Genomic DNA, 24201 nt, shown 5'->3' with positions numbered 1-24201 from the left:
GTCTCAGGTCAAGTCAACACAAACGAACGCGCCAAACCGATGAGGCGCGGAGGTGGAATCTACAGGAGAAGGCCGCTTTTACCGCCCAAGAAACTCTCCAATCGCGCCATGGGGGCAGCGATCTCGATGCCGCGCGCGGCAAGCCAGGCGTCATTGTAGAGCGTGGAAGCGTAACGCTCGCCCGAGTCGCACAGAATGGAGACGATCGACCCCGTTCCGCCGGAAGCCGCCATCTCCTCTGCCAGTCTGAGCGCCGCGTAGACGCTGGTCCCCGTGGAGCCGCCACAGCGGCGGCCGAGCATGTCGCTGATAACGCGCATGGTGGCGACGGACAACGTGTCCGGAACCGTGATCATCCGATCGACCACGTCAGGAATGAATGAGGGTTCGACACGCGGGCGGCCAATGCCCTCGATGACGGATCGGCAGTGCTCCACCTCCATTACCGATCGATCCTCGTAGTGCCGATGGAACACCGATTCCGTGGGGTCGGCGATGCAAAGCCGGGTTGTGTGGCGCTGGTAGCGTATATAGCGCCCGATCGTTGCCGAGGTGCCGCCGGTGCCCGCGCCCGTCACGATCCACCACGGCACGGGATCGGGCTCGTGCGACATCTGGCTGAAGATCGATTCCGCAATGTTGTTGTTGCCGCGCCAGTCAGTCGCGCGCTCGGCGAAAGTGAACTGGTCGATGTAGAAGCCACCCGACTTGCGGGCGAGTTCGGCGGCCTCGCCATAGACGGTCTTGGGATTCTCGACGAGGTGGCAGCGACCACCCTGAAATTCGATAGCCGCGATCTTCTCCGGCGAGGTGGTGCAGGGCATCACCGCCACGAAATCGAGGCCGATCAAGCGAGCGAAATAGGCTTCCGATACCGCGGTCGAGCCGCTCGACGCCTCGACGATGAGCGTCTGGGGCCCGATCCAGCCGTTGCACAGCGCGTAAAGAAACAGCGAGCGTGCGAGCCGATGCTTGAGGCTGCCGGTCGGATGGTTCGACTCGTCTTTCAGATAGAGTGTGATCCCGGGTAGCGCGGGAAGCGGAACGCGGATGAGATGCGTGTCGGCGGAGCGATTGATGTCCGCCTCAATGCGCTGAATGGCGGTGCACAGCCAGTCGCGCGGCTGCGAGCTGGAGTGACATACAGGGTGAGGCGAGACCTGGGTGAGGTTCGTCATTTCAGACTCTCAGGTTGCAGACCGGATGAAGCTTGGAAGAGGTTCATGGCTTCGCCAAGTGTGCCGGCGCTGTGCGGCGCTTTACGGACGCACAGCAGATGGCTCCCGAGTCCGTCCCGGGAGTGGCGCTCGACCAGACTTGCGCCCCGCCCGCCATGGCCGGTTCAGATCGAACAAGCCATAGCGAGCGTTGGCTCCCGCATCACACGACGAGGTGGTGCCGACAGACTTCAAGCAGGTACGTGGGCTTCCTTTGCCTCGCCGACCTTGTTTGCGTCATGCGCGAACACCTGTTCGCCGCCGATCCATGTCTGGTTCGGCATCATGTCGCGCAACATGTCCGCAGGAACGGTCAGCGGATTGTCGTCGAACACGACGAAATCGGCGAACTTACCCGGCTCTAGGGAGCCGATCTCGTGCTCACGTCCGATCGAGCGCGCCGCAAAGCGGGTATACATCCGTAGCGAAGTCATCACGTCGAGGTTCTCGCCGTCCTTGAGCGTCTCGCCATTGTTCATCTCGCGCGTCACCATGGCCCAGATGCCGAACATGGGAACGTGCTGCTTCGGGTGAATGCCGATCGCGTCGGAGTTGCCGGGGACAGCGAACTTCTGGTCCATTACCATCTGGCGCATCGGGAAGACGTCGGCGCCGCGCACGGGACCAAGGTTCTTACGATAGCCGGCGGCCGTGGTGTAGATGAACGGCGGCTGCGGCACCGGCAGTACCCCCAGTTCCGCGAAGCGCTTGGCGCGCTCGTCCGTCCAGAGGCAGTTGCCGGCGTGCTCAATCCGGTGGACCGCGCCGTTCGCGGCCTTGCGCTCAGGCAGTGCGGCAAAGGCGTCCAGGACGACGTCCTGCGCCAGATCGCCGATCGCATGGACGCAGATCTGATAGCCCGCGCCATGCAGCTTCTTGACGATTTCCGCGAATTCCTCAGGCTTGAAGGACAGGTGCCCCTTCAGATCGCTATCCCAATAAGGCTCGTACATCGCCGCAGCGCGGGAGGTCAGGCCGCCATCGATGAACATCTTCATTCCGCCAAGCTTCAGCCTGCTTGGGTCCGCTTCGGCGAAGCGTGCGCCGATTTTCCCGGACAGCGCCTCTTCCAGCGGGCAGACAGAGGGCACCTTGGGATAGAGTGCGACGCGGATCTTCAGATCCTTGCGCCGTTCCATTTCAAGATAGGCGTCGACGCCGCCGCGGAACAGAGTGAATTCGGTGATCGCCGTGACGCCGTTCTCGAGAAAGCTGGCCTGAGCATTGGCGAGGGCGGGGCCGACCTCCTCGTAGGGCCAGTCCGGCGCGTTCAGCGCGTGCCACATGTCGTTGGATACACCGTTCGGGACACCGTTCGCGTCGCGCTCCAGATAGCCGCCGTCGGAATCCGGCGTGTTCGCGTCGACACCCAGAACCTCAAGGGCCTTGGAGTTGAAGACGTTGATGTGGAAGCTGAAGCGCACCACCACCGGATGCTCGGTGCTTGCACGGTCGAGATCCCAGCGAGTGGGATAGCGGCCTTCGGCAATGTGCTGGTTCTGATAATGCATGCCCTGGCCGAGGATCCATTTCCCCGCCGGCAAGGTCGCCGCCTTCTCGGCAAGACGCTCGACCATATCGTCGATGGACTTCACGAGCGGCGGCTTGACGTTGACGGCGATGTTCCAGCCATAGGCGATCATTTCCATATGGGTGTGGGCATCGATCAGACCGGGAACCACGGTCTTGCCGCCCATGTCCACGATGGCTGCGCCCTTCGCCTGCTCCTCGGAAGGATCGACCGCGACAATTCGGCCGCCGTCTATCAGCAGGGAACTGGCCGTGGTTTCGGCCTCGTCCATGGTCAGGATGGTGGCGTTGGTGACGAGGATCTTCCCGGTCGGCAGGCCGCTCACCTTCGTAGATTTCAGGTCGGCGATATCTCGGTTGCTCATGGGTCAGTTCTCCTTGGGCCAAGCGCCGCCGGATTGGCTCCGGTGCAGTGGCCTGATTTGGATTGATGAATGTGCGGGCGCCCGACGTGCCCGCGGGAAGTTGTGTCAGCCTTTGCTGAGAACGGTCCGGATGCCGACGAAGCGCTCGACCAGCAGCACGAGGACAAGCGCGGTGAGCGAGCCAAGGCTGGCCACGGCATAAAGGCCTGGCGTGTTGGAGACTTCGGCGCTGCCGAACAGATACACGGGGAAGGTGGTCATCTTGGATCCGGCGAGGAACATCGTCACCGCGACATCCTCGAATGACATGATGAAACTCATGAACATTCCGGCGATGATGCCGGGCCGCATCAGCGGAATGATTACCCGGATCAGCGTCATCAGCGGGCCCGCCCCAAGTCCGGCCGCCGCCTCGTCATACTGGCCGCTGAGCGCCGAAAGGCGGGCTACGGTCGGAACGAGCACGAAGGGGAAGGTGTAGATCGTGTGGGCGATCAACAGTCCGGTGAAGGTGCCAACCAGCGGAACGGCAAGGGCGCCCTGCCAGAAATAGAAGTACTGAAGGATGGCGACGCCGAGAATGATCGCGGGAAACTGCAGCGGGCTGCGCAGAGCCGCCTCGATCAGCGCCTTGCCGCGTAGGTTGCTCTTTACCATCGCGATCGCTGCCGGCACGCAAAGCAACGCCGATAGGATCGCACAGCAGAGGCCGAGCACGAGGCTTCGCAGGAACGTGTCGACGGCCACCTGGGGGATCTGCATATAAGAGACCAGCGACCAGTCCCGCGGCGGAAAGATCACCGTCGTCGAATTGAACGAGACGACCACGACCACGAAGAGCGGCATCACCAGAAAGGCCACGGCCAGCACGGTCAGCGCATGCATCGCGCCACAGAGCCCCGCATCCACAACGCGTGCGATCATGTTTTTCATGATGAAGAACCCCTCGCTCGGACGTTGCGGCGCCAGTGGGTAAGCAGAAGGATGACGATCGCGACCGCGCTGATCATCGCCACCAGCATGACCGACAGCGTCGCGGCGTAGCCGAAGTCGAAAAGTACCTGCGATGCCTGCTGGATCTGGATCGCGATCACGTTCACACGGCCGCCGCCGAGCAGAACCGGCGTGGTGAAATAGGCGGCGGTCGCCATGATCGCGATTAGCCCCACAGGGACGGCGTTCATCCAGGTCATGGCCAAGTGAACGGTCAGGAAGGTCTTCCAGCGCGACGCGCCGAGCCCGATTGCCGCCCGCTCGAAATCACGCGGCAAAGCCTCGATCACCGGAATGAGCCCGACCATCACCACTGGCACTTGGATGTGGATCATCCCGATCGCGACCGCGGTGAAATTGTTGATGAGCTGTAGCGGCTGCGAAATCAGGCCGATGGTTATCAGGGCATTGTTGATCGGCCCCTCAAACCCCAGCAGCACGCGCCAGCCCAGTGCACGGGCGATGGTGCTGGTGAACAGCGAGGCGATAGCCGCGACAAAGATGATCTTGCCGATGACGGCGTTCCGCCGCACGACTTGGAAGGCCAACAGATAGCCGAGGACTAGCGAGACAACGCCGGTCAAAATGCTCAGGAAGAGCGTGGTCGACAACGAACGGAGAACCGAAGCCGACCGCAACGCATCTGTGAAGTTGCGAAGCGACAGGGCGGAGGCGCCACCTGCATCGACGACCAGGCTGCCGCAGAGGAAATGCAGCACCGGGTAGGCGAAGAACACGACAAAGAACAGGGCAAGCGGGATGATACCCAGCCTGAACAGGGAGGACGAGGCGGGGTTCATTGCCGATCCTCCGGCAAATCCGCCGGCAGCAGGCGCGCATCCTGCGGCTGGAAGCTGACGAAGACGTCGGCGCCTTCTTCGAACACGGCATGTCGGTGCTGGACCGCGAGCAGGGAGCCAAGTCCCGGCGTTTCCAGCCGCAAATGGGTGTTCACGCCATAAAACATGCGCTTCACCACCTTGGCCGGTAACGCGCCCGGCCCGCAACTGAGGGCACAGGTGATGTCTTCCGGGCGCAGCGACACATAGCCGGCATTCGCGCCCGGCAGACTGCCCTCCACCTCGAACTCATGGCCGGTCTGTGTCATCCGGACCCGTGCCCTGTTGCCGTCGCGCGTCAGCACCTCGACCGGCAGCAGGTTGGTGGCGCCAAGGAATTCGGCGGTAAAGGCCGTCTTTGGCGCGTGGTAGAGCCGCCAGGGGTCGCCCGCATCGACGATGGTTCCGCCACGCATGACGATGATCCGGTCGGACATCGCCATGGCTTCCCGCTGATCGTGAGTCACGAGAACCGTGGTGAGCTGTAACTCCTGCTGCAGCGCCCGGATCTCTTCCTGCGCCCGTTCGCGCAGCTTGGTATCGAGCGCGCCCATCGGCTCGTCGAGCAGCAGCATGGTCGGGCGGATGACGATTGCGCGAGCCAGCGCCACGCGCTGCTGTTGACCGCCGCTGAGCTCGAACGGGTAACGCTCGAGATAGGTATCCATCTGTACCATCGCGAGGGCCTCGATGGCGCGCCGGCGACGCTCCGCCTTGGCAACGCCCCGGGTTCGCAGCCCGAACTCGACGTTCTCGACCGTGGTCAAATGGGGAAAGAGCACGAAATTCTGGAACACCATGCCGATGTCCCGGAACTGGGGAGGGGTGGAGGTGATATCCTTGCCATCGATGCGCAGCGATCCGCCAGCCGGCTTCAGATAGCCGCCAATGGCGCGCAGCAGAGACGTCTTGCCGGACCCCGAAGGGCCGAGCAGGGATATCAGTTCACCCTTCTCGATCGTCAGGTTGAGGTCGTCGATCGCAACCCAGCCGCCATAGGCGATCTTCAGGGAGTCGATCTCAAGTCTGCTCATTGCCACGCCCTCGTCGGATGCGCTTGTTGCTAGGGTCGCCAAAACGTTCGGGTGGCGTGCGTTTACGGGACTTCAGGACCGGGGCCGGCAACGGACGGCGGCGTCTAAGGGCCGGCCGTTGCCGCTTGCGGGATCGTCAGCGAAGAATGCCCGCCCACTGCGTGGTCCATTCACGCAGGTTGGCGAGGAAGGCCGGATAGTCGGGAAGGAACAGCTGTGAAGGATCCTTGATGATCCATTCAGCGGACGACGGATCGGCGGCCACTACGGCGTCGATCGCGGAAGAGGTCGGTGGCGTGCCGGCGATAAAAATGAACAGCGGAACCGAGGCCTTGGCAGCTTCGTCCGACAGGAATTCGTTCATCATCAGCTCGACCAGCTCCTTCTTGGGCGAGTTGGCCACAAGGACGAGGTTGTCCGGGTTGATCAGATCGGAATAGGTCTTGCCGTCCGAGTTGATGTCCCAGTGGGCATAGGCGACCGGGATGCCCTGCTTCTTTAGCGCGAGGCACCGGCCCTGGTTGTTGCCGACCGTCAGCCACACGTCACCCGCCGACATCGCCGCGTCCATGTCACCGGATGAGTTGAAGAAACCGTAGGCCTTCACCTTCGACGACAGCTTTTCGATGGTCGCGGACACGTTGCTATAATTGCCACCCGCCGACTTCGCGATGGCCGGGGCCGTGATCAGCCACTGTGCCGCCGTGGTCGAGGGGAACATCACGCGTCCCGCCAGCGCCGGATTGGACCAGACGCCGATGTCGTTAGGCGTGGCCAGTTTGAGCTCTTCGAACTTGTCAGTCCGGTAGCAATTGCCATAGCGGTAGGCCATGCTCGGAATGCCCGACGCGATCTGCAGGCTCTTCGGCACCTTCTTCATGTTGGGAATCTTGGCCGGATCCACCTTGCCGACGACACCCTCCTGTATCCCACGTGCGAGGTTCGCGGAATCCATCAGCATGACGTCGATGTCCGGGTTACCGCCGGAGGCGCGGATACTGGTGATGTTCTTCGACGGGCTGGACGGAATCCAGTTGATCGTTATGCCGGTACGATCGGTGAAGTGTTTCCCGAAGCTCGCGGCCCATCTGTCATTGAACGCACTTGAGTATCCCGCAAAAGAGATGCTCTGACCCGCGAAGCGACGGATATCGCCCGCATCTTGCGCCAGCGTGCCATGGGTCGCACTGAGCACCAGCGCCACCGACAGCCCGCAAAGGCGAAGCCTCGCCATTGAAAGGTAAGAAGAAGGTTTCTCATCGTTCATCGATTTATTCCATTCCCCTGCTGGTGCTTTCGCACGGTTTTACTAAGTGCCGTACTCCTCGTCGGTCACTGCGCCCTGCCAGTCGACGTTGCCGAAATGCAGGGCGATCTGAGTGACGAGACCGGTTTCACTGGCGCCGTGCCAATGCTCGACCCCCGGCTCTGTCCAGACGACATCGCCCGGATTGAGGATGACGCGTTCGCCGCCACGTTCCTGGATCCAACCTTCGCCGGAAACCGTGTAGATGAACTGCCCGCCTTCATGGGTGTGCCAGTGGGTGCGGGCTCCCGGCGGGAACATGATGTTGATCACCCGCGCGTTGCCGGCATTGAGGAGGATGTCGGACCAAACATCGCCCGTATTGGTCGCCGACCGAAGACCGGACGGCTCACCGTTCCGAATGGCCTTTCCGTGATACATATTTGATTCCTCTGCATTTTCCGTCCCGGACCCTCAGGTCACCCAGACGGACGAGTTAGTGCGCCGGGCGGAATTCGCCGAGCATCTTCCGGCTGGCGTTGTAGCCAGTCAGTCCGCTCATGAAGTTGCCTGGCCAGTTGCCGACGCCGCACATGAAGAGCCCCTCGATCGGGGTCGTGTAGTTCGAGCATCCCGGCATGGGGCGTGCGTCGAAGATGCGTCCGGGCACGATGTCGCCATGGGCACCGTTGCCCTCGGCCATGCCGTAGTTCTGCTCAAGGTCGACGGGCGTGTAAACGCTGATACCGTCGATGATGTCTTTGATGTTGCCGATGTTCCGGCTGAGCGTCTCGACAACGGCATTGCCGAGCGCCTCGCGCTGATCGTCCCAGCTCCCCTCCGCCAGATGGTAAGGGGTGCCGCGCACGCTCAGGCTCATGAAGTGGCAGCCGGGCGGGGTCATGTCTGGATCCGCGGCAGACGACACCACGCCTGAGATCGTTACCTGCTGCGACCAGCGGCCCATGGTGGCTTCGTTGTAGCTCTCCTGAAGCACGTCGATGCTGGGAACCACGCGGAAGTTTGTGCCGAGAAACTGAGTGTTTTCGTCGTCGGTCTGCGCGCGGTTGAAACGCGGCGTGCCCTTGAGAGCGAGGTGCACCTTGGAGGACGAGCCATGCATGGTCAGCTTCCTGGCCCGCTCCTCGACCTCGGGCGGCAGCTGGTTCGCAGGAACCAGTTTGGTCAACACCGTCTTCGGATTGATGTTCGCCAGTACGCGCGAAGCCTCGATCTCCTCGCCGGTTTCCAGCAAGACGCCCCTCACCTTGCCATTGTCGCAGAGAAGCTCGCGCACCGGGGATTCAAGGCGGATCTCGACGCCCAGGCTCTCATTGGCCCGGGCCATGGCCTGCGTGACGGCGCCCACACCGCCGATCGGCGACGCATTCTTCATCATCAGTTCGTTGCTGTCGAAAGCCACGCCGCTGCGGCGCATCGATTCTTCCTGCAGCGGCCGCTGCAGCAGTATGTAGCCGCTGCCCGGCGTGCGGGGGCCGACGAGATTGGTCGCCATCGCGGTGCCGGCCAGAAACGCCTTCAACCACGGCGATTTCAGGTGGCGGTCCAGCACATCGCTGACGCTGCCGAACATGACAAGATTGAAGGCTTCTTTGTCGGCGGGCTCCACGAAACGCGCCGCGACCTCTTCCAACGAGGGCGCGGGATCGTAGAACGACACGCCCATCTTCCTTGCCACGTCCTGATAGAACTGCATCACGTCGGCGAAGCCCTGCATGTCGCCAGGCTCGGCGAGCCGCTCCATCTCGGCCCGGCGACGCTCGCGCTCGGGCCACATGACCAGCGCATCGCCGTTGGAGAACAGGGTCAGCGAATTGAGCGCGGGATGGGTCAGCCTCAGCCCGTGTTTTTCCAGCTCCATATCGCCGACGATGCGCGGATCGAGGCTGTGGCAGGAGTTGGCGATGCTGCTGCCTCGGTAACCTGGGAATACTTCCTCGGTGATGCAGGTGCCGCCGACCTGGTAGCTTCGCTCCAGCATCAACACCTTCAAGCCCGCCCGCGCGAGATAGAAACCCGCGACCAGCCCGCTATGGCCGGCGCCAACGATGATCACATCATATTTCGACATTTCTGCCCGTCTCGATCTCGGCCAGTGTCGCCAGCGTGGCGACAACGCGCATGATGAAAATTCAATTGATTACAACGGCTTGATAGTGCGGGAGGCGATCCGCCAGCCGCGGGGGGCCTTCTTCAGAATGTCGGTGTATTCAGCCACGGCGATCGACTTGTCGGCCCGCTGGGACAGGGCCTTGCACAGCGCCTTGACGGTTCCGTCCTCACTGCCGGACAGCAGAAGATTGGTGATGTGGTGGCTGAGCGACGGAGCCGGAAAATTCCGGAACGCCGTCTTCAGCTCTTCCAGCCCGTTCGCGGTCAGGCGTCCGGGGTTGCTGAACTGGATGTCTTCAGCGAAAACCTCGCCCATCCGGTCGTATTCTTTGGAATCGAGTATGTAGGCGACCTTGTGGAGGATGTCCGTGATATCGATCCGGTCAATCTCGGCAATGCGTGCCATGTCGTTACGTCCGTAATTGCTGGAATGTTTCGGAAAATTCGGCCGCGACACGCTTGGTCGCCTCGATCGCGGCGACCAGAGCCTCCTGGCCAAAACGATGATCAGGGATGACGGCGGCGAGGGCGCCGACCAGCTTGCCCCGGATAAAGACGGGAGCCGCGACCGACCAGGAACCGCCGGTGGATTCATGATGGCTGAAGCCGTAGCCCTGCGTTCGGGTCTGCGCCAATTCCGCCTTCAGCTCTTCCACCGTTCGATCTTGCTGGCCGGGAATTTCGAAGCTCACCATGTCTCCAAGAACTTCGTCGACGGCCTCATCCGTGCTGAAGGCCAGCAGCACCTTTCCCGCCGCACCGCGATAGATCTTGCCCTTTTCGCCAGTCAGCCGAACGCGTCGGACCAATTGGCTGGACTCGGCTGAATCGATGCAAAGGCGGTCATCGCCAAACTGCACGAAGAAAGCAGAGGTCTCGTCCAGCTCGGTGCACAGGGCGCTGGTCGATTCCGCCGCCAGCATCCGCAGCGGCGCCCAGCGATCCGTCTCGTGCAGCAGGGTCGTCAGGGCCAGCCCCGGGACATAACGATTATTGCTTCCCTGAACGGCGAAGCCGTGAGCCACCAGCGTCCCGAGCAGCCGCGACGCCGTGCTCACACTGATGTTTGCCGCTGCCGCCATCTCGGAAAGGTTTTTCCCCTTTCGATTTAGGGCGGAAAGCAGGGCAAGCGCCCGTGCTACGGAGCGCACGCCCGACTTGTCGTCACTGCCCGATTTATCTTCGTTTTCCATTTGGCGAAAACCCGTTTTCATTTTCTACGCTATGAGCCGCCACTCTGTCTTGTCAACCGATTTCCTCTCTGCGAAAACATGATTCCGTACAGTGGAAACTTTTCAATCAAAACAGCCCGCTTTTGGGCAGAGCCGAGTGAAGTCAGCCATGCCGGACTATCCCGACACCCAACTCTTGATTGGCGAATCCTGGTCGGACTCCTCCACAGGAAAGACCATCGAGGTCGTGAACCCCGCGACCGAAGCCGTCATCGGTCACGTCGCTCACGCTGGCAGGGACGATCTCGACCAGGCGCTCGCAGCCACCGCGCACGGTTTCGATATCTGGTCAGTGACCTCCGCCTTCGATCGATCGAAGCTGATGCGCAGGGCCGCCGAGCTGCTGCGGGGACGTGCTGATCGGATCGCTGCGATCATGACCCTGGAGCAGGGCAAGCCATTGGCCCAATCGAAGGCTGAGACTCTGGGCGCCGCCGACACGATCGACTGGTTCGCCGAGGAGGCGCGGCGTACCTACGGCCAGGTCATTCCCGCCCGAGGCGCCGGCATCACCCAGCTCGCGCTCAAAGCGCCTGTGGGGCCGGTCGCGGCCTTCACGCCGTGGAATTTCCCGATCAACCAGATCGTGCGCAAGCTCTCGGCCGCGCTGGCGGCGGGATGCTCGATCATCGTCAAGGCACCGGAAGAAACCCCGGCCTCACCGGCCGAACTGATCCGCTGCTTCCTCGAAGCGGGCCTGCCGGCCGGCGTGGTCGGCCTTGTCTATGGCAATCCCGCCGAGATTTCCGAGTACCTGATCGCCCATCCGACGATACGCAAGATTTCCTTCACCGGCTCGACGCCCGTCGGAAAGCATCTGGCGGCACTGGCGGGCGCCCATATGAAGCGCGCGACGATGGAGCTCGGAGGCCATGCGCCCGCCATCGTCATGGAGGACGCCGATCTCGGCCTCGCCATTCCGCAACTTGTGGCCCAGAAGCTGCGAAACGCAGGTCAGGTCTGCGTCTCTCCCACGCGCTTCCTCATTCAGGAGAGTGTCGCCGACGAATTTGTCGAAGGCTTCGTCGAGGCGGCCGGGAATGTGGTGGTTGGCGATGGATCCAAGCCGGGCGTCGAGATGGGCCCGCTCGCCAATAATCGTCGCGTCTTCGCCCTGGAGGCGATGATCGCCGACGCCGTTGATCGTGGTGCCAAAATCGCCCTCGGTGGGCGGCGGATCGGCAACAAAGGGTACTTCTTCCAGCCTACCGTGCTGACCGACGTCCCGACGGACGCGGCGATCATGAATGACGAGCCGTTCGGCCCCGTAGCGATTATCAACCGCTATGGTTCGCGCGACGAGATCCTCGCCGAGGCCAACCGCCTACCCTTCGGGCTCGCGTCCTACGCCTACACGCGTTCGGCTGCGCATCAGGAAGCGCTGAAGTCGGTGCGGGCAGGGATGATGAGCGTGAACCATCTCGGTTTAGGCATTCCCGAGCTGCCCTTCGGCGGTATCATGGATTCCGGATATGGCTCGGAAGGCGGTTCCGAGGCGATCGAAGCCTATCTCGATACCCGCCTCTTCACGACGGCTAATCGCCAGTGAGTTGAAAATCGTTGCTGCCAGTTCATCATTCCGGTTCGTCGAATACTCGGCATTAAGGCGACTTTAGGGGCGGCAGGCAGCGCAGCGGCTGCTTTGGCAATCACTTAATGTCCGCTTCTGTGAAGGGTTTCGGATGCCGGCTCGATCACGACGGTTGGTCTGGGCACGCGGGCCGGCGTCGGAAAGCCTCCAGGGGAGGAAACCGCGGTCCGACGTGCGCGACGATTGAGGTCTTCGCGTTGCTATGGGGATTTGAGGTTCGCGATGGCAGCGCGGGGGCGATGCCGGCGTCGGTTGCCGGAAGATCCTCCGGTCCGGGAAGGTGCTGCGGGGCTGTCAGCGCCCGTTGAAGGGCGTGCTGCCCGCTTCGACAACGACGGCGAGCGTGGGATGGGCGGCACGAGGACGCGGCTCTCCTTTGCGCGCATGAGGCGGCCTGCAGCCGGAAGCTCGAACGCAGGCGGGAAAGCGCTTCTCATGAGGTGTCGACCCTGATGATGGAGGCACCGGCGGGATAGCCCTTTGGTGCCGTGCCTCGGGCGAAGGTCTCGATGATGGTCATGATGCCGGCGCAGCAACGGCAGCGCAGCGTGACCTCTGTTCGTTTCGCCTCGGCGGACTGGTCTTGACCTCGCGCAGGGCCGGCCTCCTCCTTCGCGAGAAGCGCGCGGATCCTGTCGATGTTGGCGGCGCGTACCGCGCTGGCGAACAGGCCGTAATGCCGGATGCGGTGGAAGCCGTCGGACAGGACATGGAGCAGGACGCGGCGGATGAACTCGTCCGCCGGCAGGGTCATGGCCTTGATCCAGCTGTTGCCCGAGGCAGCGGCACGGTCGCGATAGTGTTTCCAGCGGAAGGTGACCCCGCGGTCGTCCATGGCGAGGAGCCGGCTGTTGGAGATCGCCACGCGGTGGGTGTAGCGCGACAGATAGGCCAGCATCGCCTCGAAGGCAGATGTATCGGCCAGCGGAGCGAGATCGCCGAAGAAGACGAAATGATAATAGGGCACGAGCATCAGCTCGGCCTGGCGGGCGGCAAGCCAGTCCCGGGCCGTTGACCCCTGGCACTTGGGGCAATGCCGGTTGCGGCATGAGTTGTAGGCGATCTCCAGATGGGCGCAGTCGGCACAGCGCGCCACGTGCCCGCCGAGCACCACGGTGCGGCAGGACCGGATCGCCGACATCACCTTCAGCTGGCCACGGCTAAGATGCCCGGCATGCACCCTCTCATTAGGCGTCGCCATGGGTGTTCAGGATATCCGCGACCTCGAGCGCAGGCCGCGCCATGGACCGGCACGGCCTACAAGGGCGGCGTCAGCAGCGAAAGCAGGCTCTCCACCTCGCGCAGGGTCTTCAGGGCGACGCGAGTATAGACGGCCGTGGTGTCGAGCTGGCTGTGGCCGAGCAGCACCTGGATGACGGGATATCGGTCTTGCGCTCCAGCAGGTGGGTGGCGAAGCTGTCCGCAGGGTATGCATGGAGACGCGCTTGTCGAGCCGGGCGGCGGAGGCCGCCCTCCTGCAGGCCCGGTCGAGCTGGAGGGTGGTGATGGGCTGGCCCGGATCGCGGCCGGGAAACAGCCAGCCCTGTGGGCGCCGCTCCTTCCACCAGCGGCGCGAGAGATCAAGCAGATCGGGCGCGAGCATCACGTAGCGGTCCTTGCGGCCCTTGCCCTGCTCGACCCGGATCAGCATCCGCGCGCTGTCGATATCGGCGACCTTGAGATGGGCCACCTCCGAGACCCGCAGGCCGCAGCCATAGGCGATGCTGAGCGCTGCCCGGCACTTGAGGTTAGGGGCATGGGCGAGCAAAAGCGCCACTTCCTCGGTGCTCAGCACCACGGGCAGACGCTCCGGCGTCGGGATGCGCGCCATGCGATCGCCGAAGCCGGCCCGCCCGAGGGGGATGTGGAAGAAGAAGCGCAGCGCCGTGCAAGCGAGATTCATGCGGGCATAGCTGGCACTGAAGTTCGCGAGATGAAGCTGGTAGCGCCGCAGATCCTCGGGCTCGACCCGGTCCGGCGCCCGGCCGAGGAAGGCGGTGAACTCGACGACCTGGCGGACATAGTCGCGCTGCGTGTGCTCGCCGAACCGGCGGATCGTCATGTCCTCGATCATCCACTGCCGCAGCGGGCTGATGGCTGGCCGTGTGCTGGTGCAAGGCTCGGAAACGTCCATGGGGCTCTCCAAAGGTTGAGAACCCCCGCGATCGTCTCCCCACCTATGCCAGGTGCTACATGGAGAACATCTGCACGCCCATCATGCAGGGCGGTTACCGCGGCAGCGGTTTAGTGTTCAGTCCCGGTTCGATCTCCTCGGCAACGCCAAAGCTCTCCAGCCGCTTCACCCGGTCGATGAGGACAAGTCGGTTGGTCCGCACCAGATAGCTCTCGCCAGCGTCCGGCCGCAGATCGAGGACACCTGTTCGCGCTGCTCGGCGATCATCATTCGGTCCAGCCGCGTGAGGCGATCATACGCGACGGCCGTCAATGGACTACGACGCGCGCTCGACCAACACGGATACTCAGGAGTTGGAGCCCCCGGCGAACCCGGCGCGGTTCAACCGCCGGCCGCCTGATGAACGCGGCGGCCTATCTCGATGCGCGCGATTGCCATTGGTGGATCGACCTAAACGAAAGAGACTCATTTGAAATTCCCGTCTGGCTCGCTTTAGGCGTATCTGTGGGATGCGCAGGGGAATTTCCTTCTCGCAACCCCGCAGGTGTGTCTTGGCGGCCCAATTTGCGCTTCGCGCCCCACCTCACGTTCAAGGATCCGATCGTGACGACCGTTCCAAGTAAAGATGCAAAGCCGTCTTGGCGGGGTAATGCCGCGAGGATCCTTCCAATCCTTGTCATAGCTTTGGCTGCCGGCACCGGCGGTGCTTGGTACTGGCGGCAGAGCCAGCAGGGCAAGTTGCCCGAGGGGCTGGTGTCGGGGAACGGTCGCATCGAATCCGACCAGGTCGATATCGCCGCGAAGTCGGCCGGACGCGTCCGCGAGGTGTTGGCCCGGGAAGGTGATCTCGTCGCCGCGGGACAGGTCCTCGCCCGCATTGATACCGCCGAGCTGCAGGCGCAACGCGCCAAATATGCCGCCGACGTGACGTACGAGGAAGCCTCGATGCTCGAGGCAAAGGCGACCGTCGCGCAACGGCAGGCGGAACTGACCCTCAAGGAAGCAAAGCTCCGCCGAGCCCTCAAGCTGGTCGTAACAGGGGCGGTCAGCGAGGAGAGCCGCGACGAGGCGCAGAGTGAGCACGATTCCGCGCGCGCCGTTCTTGAAGCCGCCGAGAGGACCGTGACAGCGCGCGAGCGGTCGGTCGTGGCCGCGCAAGCTCTCGTCGATCAGATTGATGCCCAGATCGCCGATACCATTCTCGTGGCGCCGGTGCAGGGCCGCGTTCTTTATCGTCTCGCCAACCCCGGAGAAGTCGTTTCGGCGGGCGGCAAGGTCCTGACGATCGTCAACCTGTCCGAGATCTACATGGAGATCTATCTCCCCTCCGAGAAGGCCATGCGCGTAACGATCGGGTCGCCGGCGCGAATTGTGTTCGACGGTGCCGACTTTGCCGTCCCGGCCAAGGTGAGCTTTGTGTCACCGGACGCTCAGTTCACGCCCAAGCAGGTCGAGACGCGCAGCGAGCGCGACAAGCTGATGTTCCGGGTCAAGCTGCGCATGCCACCGAGCCTCATCGAGCGTCACCTCGACCAGGTGAAAACGGGTACTCGTGGCGTCGGCTATGTGCGCCTGGATCCAAACCCGCCCGATTGGCCGGACTTCCTGCAAAAGCGCGTTCAGGGCGATCCCGTTGATGCCGAGGATTGACGATGGTGGCTTCCGCGTCGCTGATCGCCGAAGTGTCCGGCGCGACCCATGTCTATGGCAAGGTCCGAGCGCTCGACAATGTATCGCTCGAACTGCCGAGCGGCCGGATGGCGGGCGTCATCGGGCCTGACGGTGCCGGAAAGTCCACGCTGCTCGGCCTGATCGCGGGAGCGCGAAAGATACAGACCGGATCGGTCGCGGTCCTCGGCGGCGACATGGGAAATGCGCGGCATCGCCGTTCCGTCTGCACGCGCATTGCCTATATGCCGCAAGGACTCGGCAAGAACCTCTATCAGGAGATCAGCGTCCGCGAGAACCTGACCTTCTTCGCAACCCTCTTCGGCCTGTCCGCGTCGGAGCGTGACGCGCGCACGCACCGCCTGGCTGCCGCGACCGGCCTGCTCCCCTTTCTCGATCGGCCTGCCGGAAAGCTGTCGGGTGGCATGAAGCAGAAGCTCGGCCTGTGCTGCGCGCTCATTCACGACCCTGACCTTCTAATTCTCGACGAGCCGACAACCGGGGTCGATCCGCTGTCGCGCCGACAGTTCTGGAACCTGATCGGTGATCTGCGGCGCGAGCGGCCGACGATGAGTGTTGTTGTCTCCACCGCCTATATGGACGAGGCGAGCCATTGCGATTGGCTCATTGTGATGGACCACGCACGAGTGCTTGCCTCCGGCACGGCGGACGAGCTGCGCGCAAAGACCGGCGAACAGGACCTCGAAGCCGTCTTTGTCGCCCTGCAGCCGGAACAGAAATCGGCGTCTCAGCGCCTGGTCATTCCGCCACGCGAACCGAGCACGGAACCTCCGGTCATTGTCGCGAAGAATTTGACCTGCCGCTTCGGCAGCTTCACCGCGGTCGATCGCGTCAGCTTCGCCATCGAGCGCGGGGAAATCTTCGGCTTCCTCGGCTCGAACGGCAGCGGCAAGACCACGACCATGAAGATGCTGACCGGACTTCTGGCGCCGAGCGAGGGCGAGGCCGAGGTATGCGGAAAGCCGGTCGATGCCAACGACCTGTCGGTCCGCCGGCGCGTCGGCTTCATGTCGCAATCTTTCTCGCTCTATGGCGAGCTCACCGTGCGGCAGAACCTCCTTCTTCATGCCCGCCTTTTTCATCTGGCCGCCGACCACGCCAAGCACCGCATCGCCGAACTCCTGGTCGATGTTGGTCTTGGCGACTATGCCGACGCCGAAGCCAACTCGCTGCCGCTCGGGGTGCGGCAGCGTCTTTCGCTCGCCGTGGCGATCGTGCACGATCCCGAGCTGCTGATCCTGGACGAGCCCACGTCGGGTGTCGATCCGCAGGCCCGCGACGAATTCTGGCGTCTGCTCGGCGATCTCTCGCGAAGCCGCAACGTCACGATCTTCGTCTCCACACATTTCATGAGCGAGGCGATGCGATGCGACCGCATCTCATTGATGCATGCGGGTCGCGTCCTCGTTTGCGACACCCCGCAAAACGTCATCGTCTCCAAAGGCAGCGTGGATCTCGAAGAAGCGTTCATCGCCTATATCGAGGACGCTGAGGCCTCTTCGTCCACGTCCGAAGCGGCGGCGGTCCCGGCGGAGACCCTGCGGAATGTCGAGGCTGCCTCGCCCGGCCGCTCGGCCTTCATGCCGCTGCGACGCCTCCTCGCCTATGCCAAGTGCGAGACACTGTCGCTTAGGCGCGACCCGGTACGGCTCGTCTTCGCCTTTCTCGGCTCATTCATCATGCTGTTGATCTTCGGCTTCGGTGTCTCCAGCGATGTGACCAATCTCACCTACGCGGCGTTCGACCACGACAACACGCCGGAGAGCCGGAACTATCTCGCCAATTTCTCGAGTTCTCGATATTTCACGGAAAAGACGCCGATCCGCAGCGTCGAAGAAATGCAACAGCGCCTGAAGTCAAACGACGTCACGCTGGCCATCGAGATTCCACCGGGATTCGGGCGCTTGGTTCAGCGTGGCTCGGATTGGCAGGTGTCGGCCTGGATCGACGGCGCCAACACCTCGCGCGCCGCCACCATCGAGGGCTACGTGGAATCGGCGCACAATCTCTTCTCTGAACAGAGAGACCGGGAGTCCAGCACCCCGGCGAGCTCCAACCCGAAGACCAACATGGTGTTTCGCTACCGTTACAACCCGACGGCCGAGAGCATCTACTCGATCGGGCCGGCTGTGCCCGCGATGCTGCTGATGATGTTTCTCGCTATTCTGACGGCTGTCAGCGTCGCCCGCGAAAAGGAAATCGGCACGATCACGAACTTCTACGCCACGCCCACGACACGTCTGGAGTTCCTGATCGGCAAGCAACTGCCCTATATCGGCGTCGGCATGATCAACTTCCTCATCATGACCGCCACCGTGGTGTTTCTCTTCGAGGTCCCGCTCAAGGGCGACGGTTTCACGCTGGCCCTCGGCGCACTTCTCTATGTGGCGGCGGCTACCGGCTATGGACTTTTCATCTCGACCTTCACGTCGAGCCAAGTCGCAGCCGTGTTCGCCGGAGCGGTGCTGTCATTGCTGCCCACCATGCAGTTCTCCGGCATGATGCAGCCCGTCTCGACGCTGGAAGGCGGCGCGCGCCTCATGGGGTATCTCTGGCCCACGAGCTACTACATGCATATGAGCGTCGGCGCGTTCACCAAGGGGCTTGGCTTCGGTGACATGGCTACCGATCTGTTGGCGCTGACCCTGTTTTGTCCGGCCTTCCTGTTGCTGTCCGCGCTCCTTCTGCGCAAACAGGAGAAATGAGGTGCGAAGCCTCTCCAATATATTCTGGCTCGGTACCAAGGAACTTCGCACTCTCTCGAAGGATCTGATGATGATTCTTTTCATCATCTATTCCTTCGGTATCAGCATCTATACGCAGTCGACCGGCGCGGGCGAGACCGTCAACAACGCTTCCATCGCGATCGTTGACGAAGACAACTCCAGCCTCTCACGATCGATTGCCGGACTTTTCTATCCCCCGTACTTCCAGACGGCCAAAATGATCAGCGCCGCCGATATCGATCGCACCATGGACGAAGGTCTCTACACCTTGGTCGTCGTCATTCCTCCGCGCTTTGAAGCGGATGTGCGGAAGGGGCGCGATGTCGACGTTCAGGTCAATGTGGACGCCACCGCAGTCCAGCAGGCATCCTTGGGCGCGGGCTATATCCAAAGCATGGTGACCGACGAGGTCAAGCGCTACCGACAGGAAACGGCACAAACTACGGGTCTCTCCTCCGATCTCGTCATCCGCCGCGCCTTTAACCCCAACGGCACACAATCCTGGTTCCGCGCAATCGTCGGCCTTGCCGATCAGCTGTCGATGCTGATCATTATCCTGACCGGGGCGGCGCTCTTGCGCGAGCGGGAGCACGGCACGATCGAGCACCTGCTGGTGATGCCGCTGACGGCCTTCGAGATAGCGCTCGCCAAGGTGTGGTCGAGCGGGTTGGTGATCTTCATCGGCTTCATCTGCTCTCTTCTCTTCGTGGTCGAGGGTCTCCTCGACGTTCCGATTGCCGGCTCGCGCGGTCTCCTGCTGCTCGGAACCATCATCTACATCTTCGCTACGGCGGCGATCGGCATCTTCCTCGGCACGCTCGCCCGCACCATGGCGCAGTTCGCCCTTCTGATGATGATGTTCGTGATGCCGATGATGATGCTGTCGGGCGGCATGTCGCCAATCGAGAGCCAGCCGCAATGGGTCCAGTACGTGACGTGGTTTTTCCCGTCACGGCACTATGTGAGCTTCATGCAGGCGATCGTGTATCGTGGCGCCGGCCTCGATATCGTCTGGAAAGAGTTTGTCACGGTCCTGGTCATGGGAGTGACATTTCTCGCGGTGAGTCTGGTGCTGTTCCGTCAGTCCGTTGCGACCTTGCGGTAGGGCGTGTGGGCACAAAACGACCGGGAACGTCGGGAGGCAGCGGCATCGCGCCATAAGTCAACGGCCTAGGCTTCATGACAATGCCCGCAGACGGACCGGCGAAGCAGGTCAACCCAACGATGGCGCCCAAGTCTATGCTTTATGCCCCTCAGAACGTCGCAACTTCAACGACATAGGTTTTCGCAGTGTTACCTTGGTTGGCGCACCATCCCTTTTGCACGCTAGGATGCCCAGCGGGCCTCTTGATACGGGAAAGTCGACATAAATTTCAGTAACGTTCAGAAATTATGCTTACATCTTGATATAAATACAGTTAGATCATTCTTGTTGCTATCGGTATCGAGACTATAATATCCAGATGCCTGCATATTTGCAATCACACGTTATGGACATTTGTAAATTTGTCGGCGGCACTGCGGATTTGGTCCAGGCACCTCGCGGCGACAACCATTCGCTCAACGTGAGGGTGTAGCAACAGGTTCAACCATGCACTGCCGGACAAAGCCGTGAAGCCAGTCGCGTAGTGCCGAGATGGCAGGGTCATTCCATCGGCGGGCTGGTGCGATGAAATAGTAAGCGCCCAGCCGGACATCGGCCCGGCATACCTCGACCAACTCGCCGGTCGTGAGCAACTCCCCGGCCATGAGATCGCTCACCAGAGCCACGCCTTGCCCCAGCCTTGCCGCCTCCACGGCGAGATGCCCGTGCCACAGCTTTGGCCCCTTCAGTGGGGGAACGCTGACGACCCCGGCATGCTCCAGCCAGTTTTCCCACTGCCGCATCGAACGCTCGTGGAGGAGCGGCAGCTTCACCAGATCGCTCGCTGTGCGGATGTGCCGGTGAGCCTCGTTGAACGCCTGGCTCGTAACTGCGAGGATGCGGGGCCGGTAGACGATTTCCCCGCGCAGGTCCGGCGGAAAATTGGGATATTCGAGGTAATTTATCTCGGCATCGACCTCCCCCTTGCTGAAGTCTGGTCTTGCGGAAATCGGCTGGAGAATGATCTCGCGGCCGCCGAGAAAACGCTCGATTTCCGGCAGTCGCGCCAGCAGCCGTCGCGAGGCAAGCCCTGCCATGCAACAGATATGGAGTGCATCGCTGCTGCCTCCCCACAGCTCGCCCGTAGCGCTGGCAATCAGGTCCAGCGCGCGGCTGAGCTGCCCGGAATAGCGCTTGCCCTCTCGGGTGAGGCTGAGGCCGCGCCCGGACTTCTGAACAAGCTTCACGCCGATCGCCGCTTCAAGGTTCTGGATATGACGCGAAACCACCGTGTGCGACACAGCGAGTTCGTCTGCGGCGCCTCTCACCGTTCCGTTCCGGCCGAATGTCTCAAATGCACGTAACGCCAGAAGAGGCGGCAGGCGGCGATGGAAGGTCTCAGGCATGGGCAGCAACTCCTGCAACGATGAACCATGGCGTTCCCCCTCACGTCGCGCCTTAGATGACACGTGTGGCCCGACGCTCGTCAAGTCGGTGACAGATGCGCGGGATGCACCAATGGGCAGGCTTCAAACTGCTTGTCGGAGGGGTGAAACGACCTAGGCTCGATGGCAGGACAGATGGGAAATCTCGCGTGGCCAGCATCTCGGGCAAAGCGTCAATCGTCGGTGCATATGAGTCGCCACGCCGGCAGGCGCCGCGCCTTCACCCCTTTGCGCTTCAGATGGAATGCATCGCCGGGGCGCTGGACGACGCCGGCATCGCGCTCTCCGAGGTGGACGGGCTCTGCGTGGCCGCCAGTGACTGGGCGGAAGGTGGCGGCGTCAGCAGCCTCACCGAGTTCGCCGAATATGCGGGCATCACGCCGACGTTCTTCGACAGCACCGATGTCGGCGGCTGTTCCTACATCGTCCATGCCGGCCATGCGGCGGCGGCGATCACGGCCGGCCTCGCGGATGTGGTGGTCATCAGCTATGCCGCCTGCCCGCGCTGGTGGCCGCTCGACACCCCGTCCTTCGATCCCTTTGTGCTGCCGGCGGGCCCGGGCCAGTTCGAGCTGCCCTATGGCCCGACGCTGATCTCGACTTATGCGATGTTTGCCCAGCGCCACATGGGGCTTTACGGTACGACATCCGAGCAGCTTGCCAAGGTCGCGGTCACCTTTCGCCAGCATGCGGCCAACAATCCCCATGCCCGCTTCACCGCGCCGATCACCATCGACGATGTGCTGGCGTCCACGCCGATCGCATCCCCCTTGCGCAAGCTCGATTGCTGCGTCGTCACCGATGGCGGCGGCGCCATCGTGATGACCAGCGCGGAACGCGCAAAGGATTGCCGCCGCCGTCCGGTTCATCTCTCCGGCTACGGAAGCGCGGCGGCCCGTACCCAGCTCAGCCAGATCGCACACGATCTTTCGACGCCGGCGACCATCTCGGGGCCGCGCGCCTTCGCCATGGCCGGCATCGGGCACGACGATATCGACGTCGCGCAGATCTACGACGCCTTCACCATCACCCCGATGCTCGCGCTGGAGGATCTGGGCTTCTGCGGGCGCGGCGAAAGCGGCGGCTTCGTCGATGACGGGCATCTGACGCTCGGCGGGCGTCTTCCGACCAATACCGACGGTGGCGGGCTGTCCTCGAACCACCCCGGCAAGCGCGGCATCTTCACGCTCATCGAAGGGGTGCGGCAGCTGCGGGGCGAAGGACCGGGCCTGCAGGTTCCCGATGCCGAGGTGGCTCTGGTCCATGGGCTGGGGGGCACCTTCTGCGCCGCTGCCACCGCCATTCTCACGGTTTGAGGCCGCAGCGATGACGAAGGGCATGTCTCCTGTGACCGATGTGACGTCCGATCCCTTCTGGGAGGGCGTACGCGCGGGACGGCTGATGATCCAACGTTGCCCGGTTACCGGCAAACATCAATGGTATCCGCGCGCCCATTCCATCCATGCCGTCGGCGCTTCGCCGGAATGGGTCGAGGCGAGCGGGCACGGCACCATCTTCTCGTTCACGACCATCCAGCGCGGCATGAGCGCGTTCGAGACGCCCTACACCTGCGTTCTGGTGATGCTCGAGGAGGGAGTGCTCGTGCTCTCGCGCCTGGAAGCGGAGCCGGGTGCCGACATCCGCGTGGGAATGCCGGTCGAGGTGTTCTTCGGCACCGTCGCGGGAACGCCGGATCTGCCGCTGTTCCGCATCAGGGAGGAACGTCCATGACCGTTGCCTTCGCCGCCATTGAGGTCGGCCAGCACCTGAAATCGGCCCGGGTGACGATCACCGAGGCGCATATCGTCCAGTTCGCTGGGCTGACGGGCGATTTCAACCCGCTGCACATGGATACCGAATTCGCCGCAGCGCATGGCTTCGGCAAGCGCGTCGCCCACGGCATGCTCGGCCATGCGCTGAGCACCGGCCTGCGCTCGCCCATCGACGAATGGGCGATCGAGGCGTTTCTGGAAACCCGGCGCCGCTTCGTGGCCCCCATCTTCGTCGGCGACACGCTGCACTACGAGGCCAATGTGCTGGAGGCGCGCCCCAGCCGATCGCGGCTGGGCGCTGGAATCGTGCGCATCGCCCTGACGCTCAAGAACCAGAGCGGCGAGCCGCTTCAGGAAGGCGAAGACGTTTTCCTCATCGGGCCCGGCGAGCAGGAGAAAGCGCCGTGACATCGCAGCGTCTCGAAGGACATGTCGCGCTGGTGACCGGCGGCGCCGGGGGTATCGGCAGCGCGATCTGCGAACGCCTCGCCGCCGAGGGAGCGCGGGTCGTCGTGACCGACCTCGTGCTCGATCAGGCCGTCGCCCGCGCCGAGCATCTGGCGGCGCAGGGCCATGAGGCCTGCGCGCTGGCGCTGGACGTCGCCAACCGCGCGAGTTGGGAAAGCGCCATGGCCGCGCTGCCGCTGGCGTTTGCTGGCGTTGATATCGTGGCAAATGTCGCGGGCATCGTGCGGGACCGCTCGCTGCCGAAGATGACGGATGACGAATGGAACCGGGTCATCGACATCAGCCTGCGCGGCACCTGGCTCGGCTGCCAGGCCGCTTTTTCGCTTGTCGGCAAGAGGGGCTGGGGCCGCATCATCAACACCTCGTCGACCGCCATTTTCGGAGCGTTCGGCCAATCGAACTATGCCGCCGCCAAGGCCGGCATCGTTGGCCTGACCCGGACCGTGGCGCTGGAAGGCGCGCGGCGCGGCATCATCGCCAACGCCATCGCCCCCGGTATCGTCGAAACCGCGATCTTGAAGGACGTGCCGCAGGATCTGCGCGATAGCTGGATCGCAAAGATGCCGCTGGGCCGGACCGCGCAACCTTCCGAGATTGCCTCCGTCGCGGCCTTTCTCGCCTCCGATGACGCCAGCTACGTCACCGGGCAGGTGATCGTCGTCGATGGCGGCGCGACCACGGGAGACTACTGACCGCCTTCCAG

At 62.9% G+C, this 24201-nt stretch carries 19 protein-coding genes and 2 pseudogenes; 8 read left to right on the top strand and 13 right to left on the bottom strand.

The annotated features are described in order from the left end of the window. Nucleotides 1-59: 59 nt before the first annotated feature. The 10 genes from FHS55_RS22185 to FHS55_RS22140 all read right to left on the bottom strand — a co-directional run bounded on the left by FHS55_RS22185 (nt 60) and on the right by FHS55_RS22140 (nt 10550). The gene (locus tag FHS55_RS22185) at nt 60-1178 is read right to left on the bottom strand and encodes a PLP-dependent cysteine synthase family protein (protein ID WP_183192048.1); all 1119 of its coding nucleotides are present in this window, start codon (nt 1176-1178) and stop codon (nt 60-62) included. A gap of 230 nt (nt 1179-1408) precedes the next feature. Further along, nucleotides 1409-3112, bottom strand: coding sequence for an amidohydrolase (locus tag FHS55_RS22180; RefSeq protein ID WP_183192047.1), 1704 nt, complete (start codon nt 3110-3112; stop codon nt 1409-1411). Nucleotides 3113-3217: 105 nt separating this feature from the next. After that, nucleotides 3218-4045, bottom strand: a complete 828-nt coding sequence (locus tag FHS55_RS22175) for an ABC transporter permease (RefSeq protein WP_183192046.1) — start codon at nt 4043-4045, stop codon at nt 3218-3220. Further along, on the bottom strand, nt 4042-4905 hold the full coding sequence (locus FHS55_RS22170) for an ABC transporter permease (protein WP_183192045.1): 864 nt from the start codon (nt 4903-4905) through the stop codon (nt 4042-4044). The genes FHS55_RS22175 and FHS55_RS22170 overlap by 4 nt, the downstream gene beginning before the upstream one ends. Beyond that, nucleotides 4902-5978 (bottom strand): ABC transporter ATP-binding protein, encoded by a 1077-nt coding sequence (locus FHS55_RS22165; protein WP_183192044.1) that lies wholly within the window; start codon nt 5976-5978, stop codon nt 4902-4904. The genes FHS55_RS22170 and FHS55_RS22165 overlap by 4 nt, the downstream gene beginning before the upstream one ends. A gap of 136 nt (nt 5979-6114) precedes the next feature. Next, nucleotides 6115-7245 carry an extracellular solute-binding protein gene (locus FHS55_RS22160; protein WP_183192043.1) on the bottom strand — a complete coding sequence of 377 codons (1131 nt, stop codon included), beginning with the start codon at nt 7243-7245 and terminating at the stop codon, nt 6115-6117. A 42-nt stretch (nt 7246-7287) separates the two neighbouring features. Continuing rightward, nucleotides 7288-7665, bottom strand: a complete 378-nt coding sequence (locus FHS55_RS22155; RefSeq protein WP_183192042.1) for a cupin domain-containing protein — start codon at nt 7663-7665, stop codon at nt 7288-7290. Between the two features lie 55 nt (nt 7666-7720). Next, the gene (locus tag FHS55_RS22150) at nt 7721-9316 is read right to left on the bottom strand and encodes a phytoene desaturase family protein (protein WP_183192041.1); all 1596 of its coding nucleotides are present in this window, start codon (nt 9314-9316) and stop codon (nt 7721-7723) included. 69 nt (nt 9317-9385) lie between these two features. After that, the gene (locus FHS55_RS22145; protein WP_183192040.1) at nt 9386-9763 is read right to left on the bottom strand and encodes a nuclear transport factor 2 family protein; all 378 of its coding nucleotides are present in this window, start codon (nt 9761-9763) and stop codon (nt 9386-9388) included. Between the two features lie 4 nt (nt 9764-9767). Next, nucleotides 9768-10550 (bottom strand): IclR family transcriptional regulator, encoded by a 783-nt coding sequence (locus FHS55_RS22140; RefSeq protein ID WP_183192039.1) that lies wholly within the window; start codon nt 10548-10550, stop codon nt 9768-9770. Between the two features lie 148 nt (nt 10551-10698). Here FHS55_RS22140 and FHS55_RS22135 point away from each other — a divergent pair, with 148 nt between their 5' ends. Then, complete coding sequence (locus FHS55_RS22135) at nt 10699-12138, top strand: NAD-dependent succinate-semialdehyde dehydrogenase (RefSeq protein ID WP_183192038.1); 1440 nt, start codon at nt 10699-10701, stop codon at nt 12136-12138. A gap of 475 nt (nt 12139-12613) precedes the next feature. On the opposite strand, the pseudogene FHS55_RS22130 reads toward FHS55_RS22135, so the two are convergent. Continuing rightward, nucleotides 12614-13424 (bottom strand): annotated as a pseudogene (locus tag FHS55_RS22130) (transposase zinc-binding domain-containing protein). 13 nt (nt 13425-13437) lie between these two features. Next, nucleotides 13438-14314: pseudogene (locus tag FHS55_RS22125) on the bottom strand (tyrosine-type recombinase/integrase). A gap of 399 nt (nt 14315-14713) precedes the next feature. Between FHS55_RS22125 and FHS55_RS22120 the strand changes: the two are divergent. The 3 genes from FHS55_RS22120 (at nt 14714) to FHS55_RS22110 (ending at nt 19834) form a co-directional block, all read left to right on the top strand. After that, complete coding sequence (locus tag FHS55_RS22120; RefSeq protein ID WP_210287129.1) at nt 14714-15964, top strand: HlyD family secretion protein; 1251 nt, start codon at nt 14714-14716, stop codon at nt 15962-15964. A gap of 2 nt (nt 15965-15966) precedes the next feature. After that, nucleotides 15967-18708 carry a ribosome-associated ATPase/putative transporter RbbA gene (gene rbbA / locus FHS55_RS22115; protein WP_183192037.1) on the top strand — a complete coding sequence of 914 codons (2742 nt, stop codon included), beginning with the start codon at nt 15967-15969 and terminating at the stop codon, nt 18706-18708. Nucleotides 18709-18775: 67 nt separating this feature from the next. After that, a complete protein-coding gene (locus FHS55_RS22110) occupies nt 18776-19834 on the top strand; it encodes an ABC transporter permease (RefSeq protein WP_210287128.1) in 1059 nt (352 codons plus the stop codon). A 455-nt stretch (nt 19835-20289) separates the two neighbouring features. Here the strand turns inward: FHS55_RS22110 and FHS55_RS22105 are convergent, their stop codons facing one another. Beyond that, complete coding sequence (locus FHS55_RS22105; RefSeq protein ID WP_183192035.1) at nt 20290-21219, bottom strand: LysR substrate-binding domain-containing protein; 930 nt, start codon at nt 21217-21219, stop codon at nt 20290-20292. Between the two features lie 278 nt (nt 21220-21497). Between FHS55_RS22105 and FHS55_RS22100 the strand changes: the two genes are divergently transcribed. The 4 genes from FHS55_RS22100 to FHS55_RS22085 are packed head-to-tail and all read left to right on the top strand — an operon-like array spanning nt 21498 to nt 24190. Then, nucleotides 21498-22574 (top strand): thiolase C-terminal domain-containing protein, encoded by a 1077-nt coding sequence (locus tag FHS55_RS22100; RefSeq protein WP_210287127.1) that lies wholly within the window; start codon nt 21498-21500, stop codon nt 22572-22574. Nucleotides 22575-22596: 22 nt separating this feature from the next. Further along, the gene (locus FHS55_RS22095) at nt 22597-22989 is read left to right on the top strand and encodes a Zn-ribbon domain-containing OB-fold protein (RefSeq protein WP_210287126.1); all 393 of its coding nucleotides are present in this window, start codon (nt 22597-22599) and stop codon (nt 22987-22989) included. Beyond that, on the top strand, nt 22986-23438 hold the full coding sequence (locus FHS55_RS22090) for a MaoC/PaaZ C-terminal domain-containing protein (protein ID WP_183192032.1): 453 nt from the start codon (nt 22986-22988) through the stop codon (nt 23436-23438). The genes FHS55_RS22095 and FHS55_RS22090 overlap by 4 nt, the downstream gene beginning before the upstream one ends. After that, entirely contained in the window at nt 23435-24190 is a 756-nt protein-coding gene (locus FHS55_RS22085) for an SDR family oxidoreductase (protein ID WP_183192031.1), read from the top strand. The genes FHS55_RS22090 and FHS55_RS22085 overlap by 4 nt, the downstream gene beginning before the upstream one ends. Nucleotides 24191-24201 lie beyond the last annotated feature (11 nt).

It is taken from the genome of Ancylobacter tetraedralis (assembly GCF_014195655.1).
GTDB lineage: Bacteria > Pseudomonadota > Alphaproteobacteria > Rhizobiales > Xanthobacteraceae > Ancylobacter > Ancylobacter tetraedralis.
The sequence above is the reverse complement of the archived record's forward strand: the minus strand, read 5'-3'. Positions and strand labels throughout refer to the sequence as shown.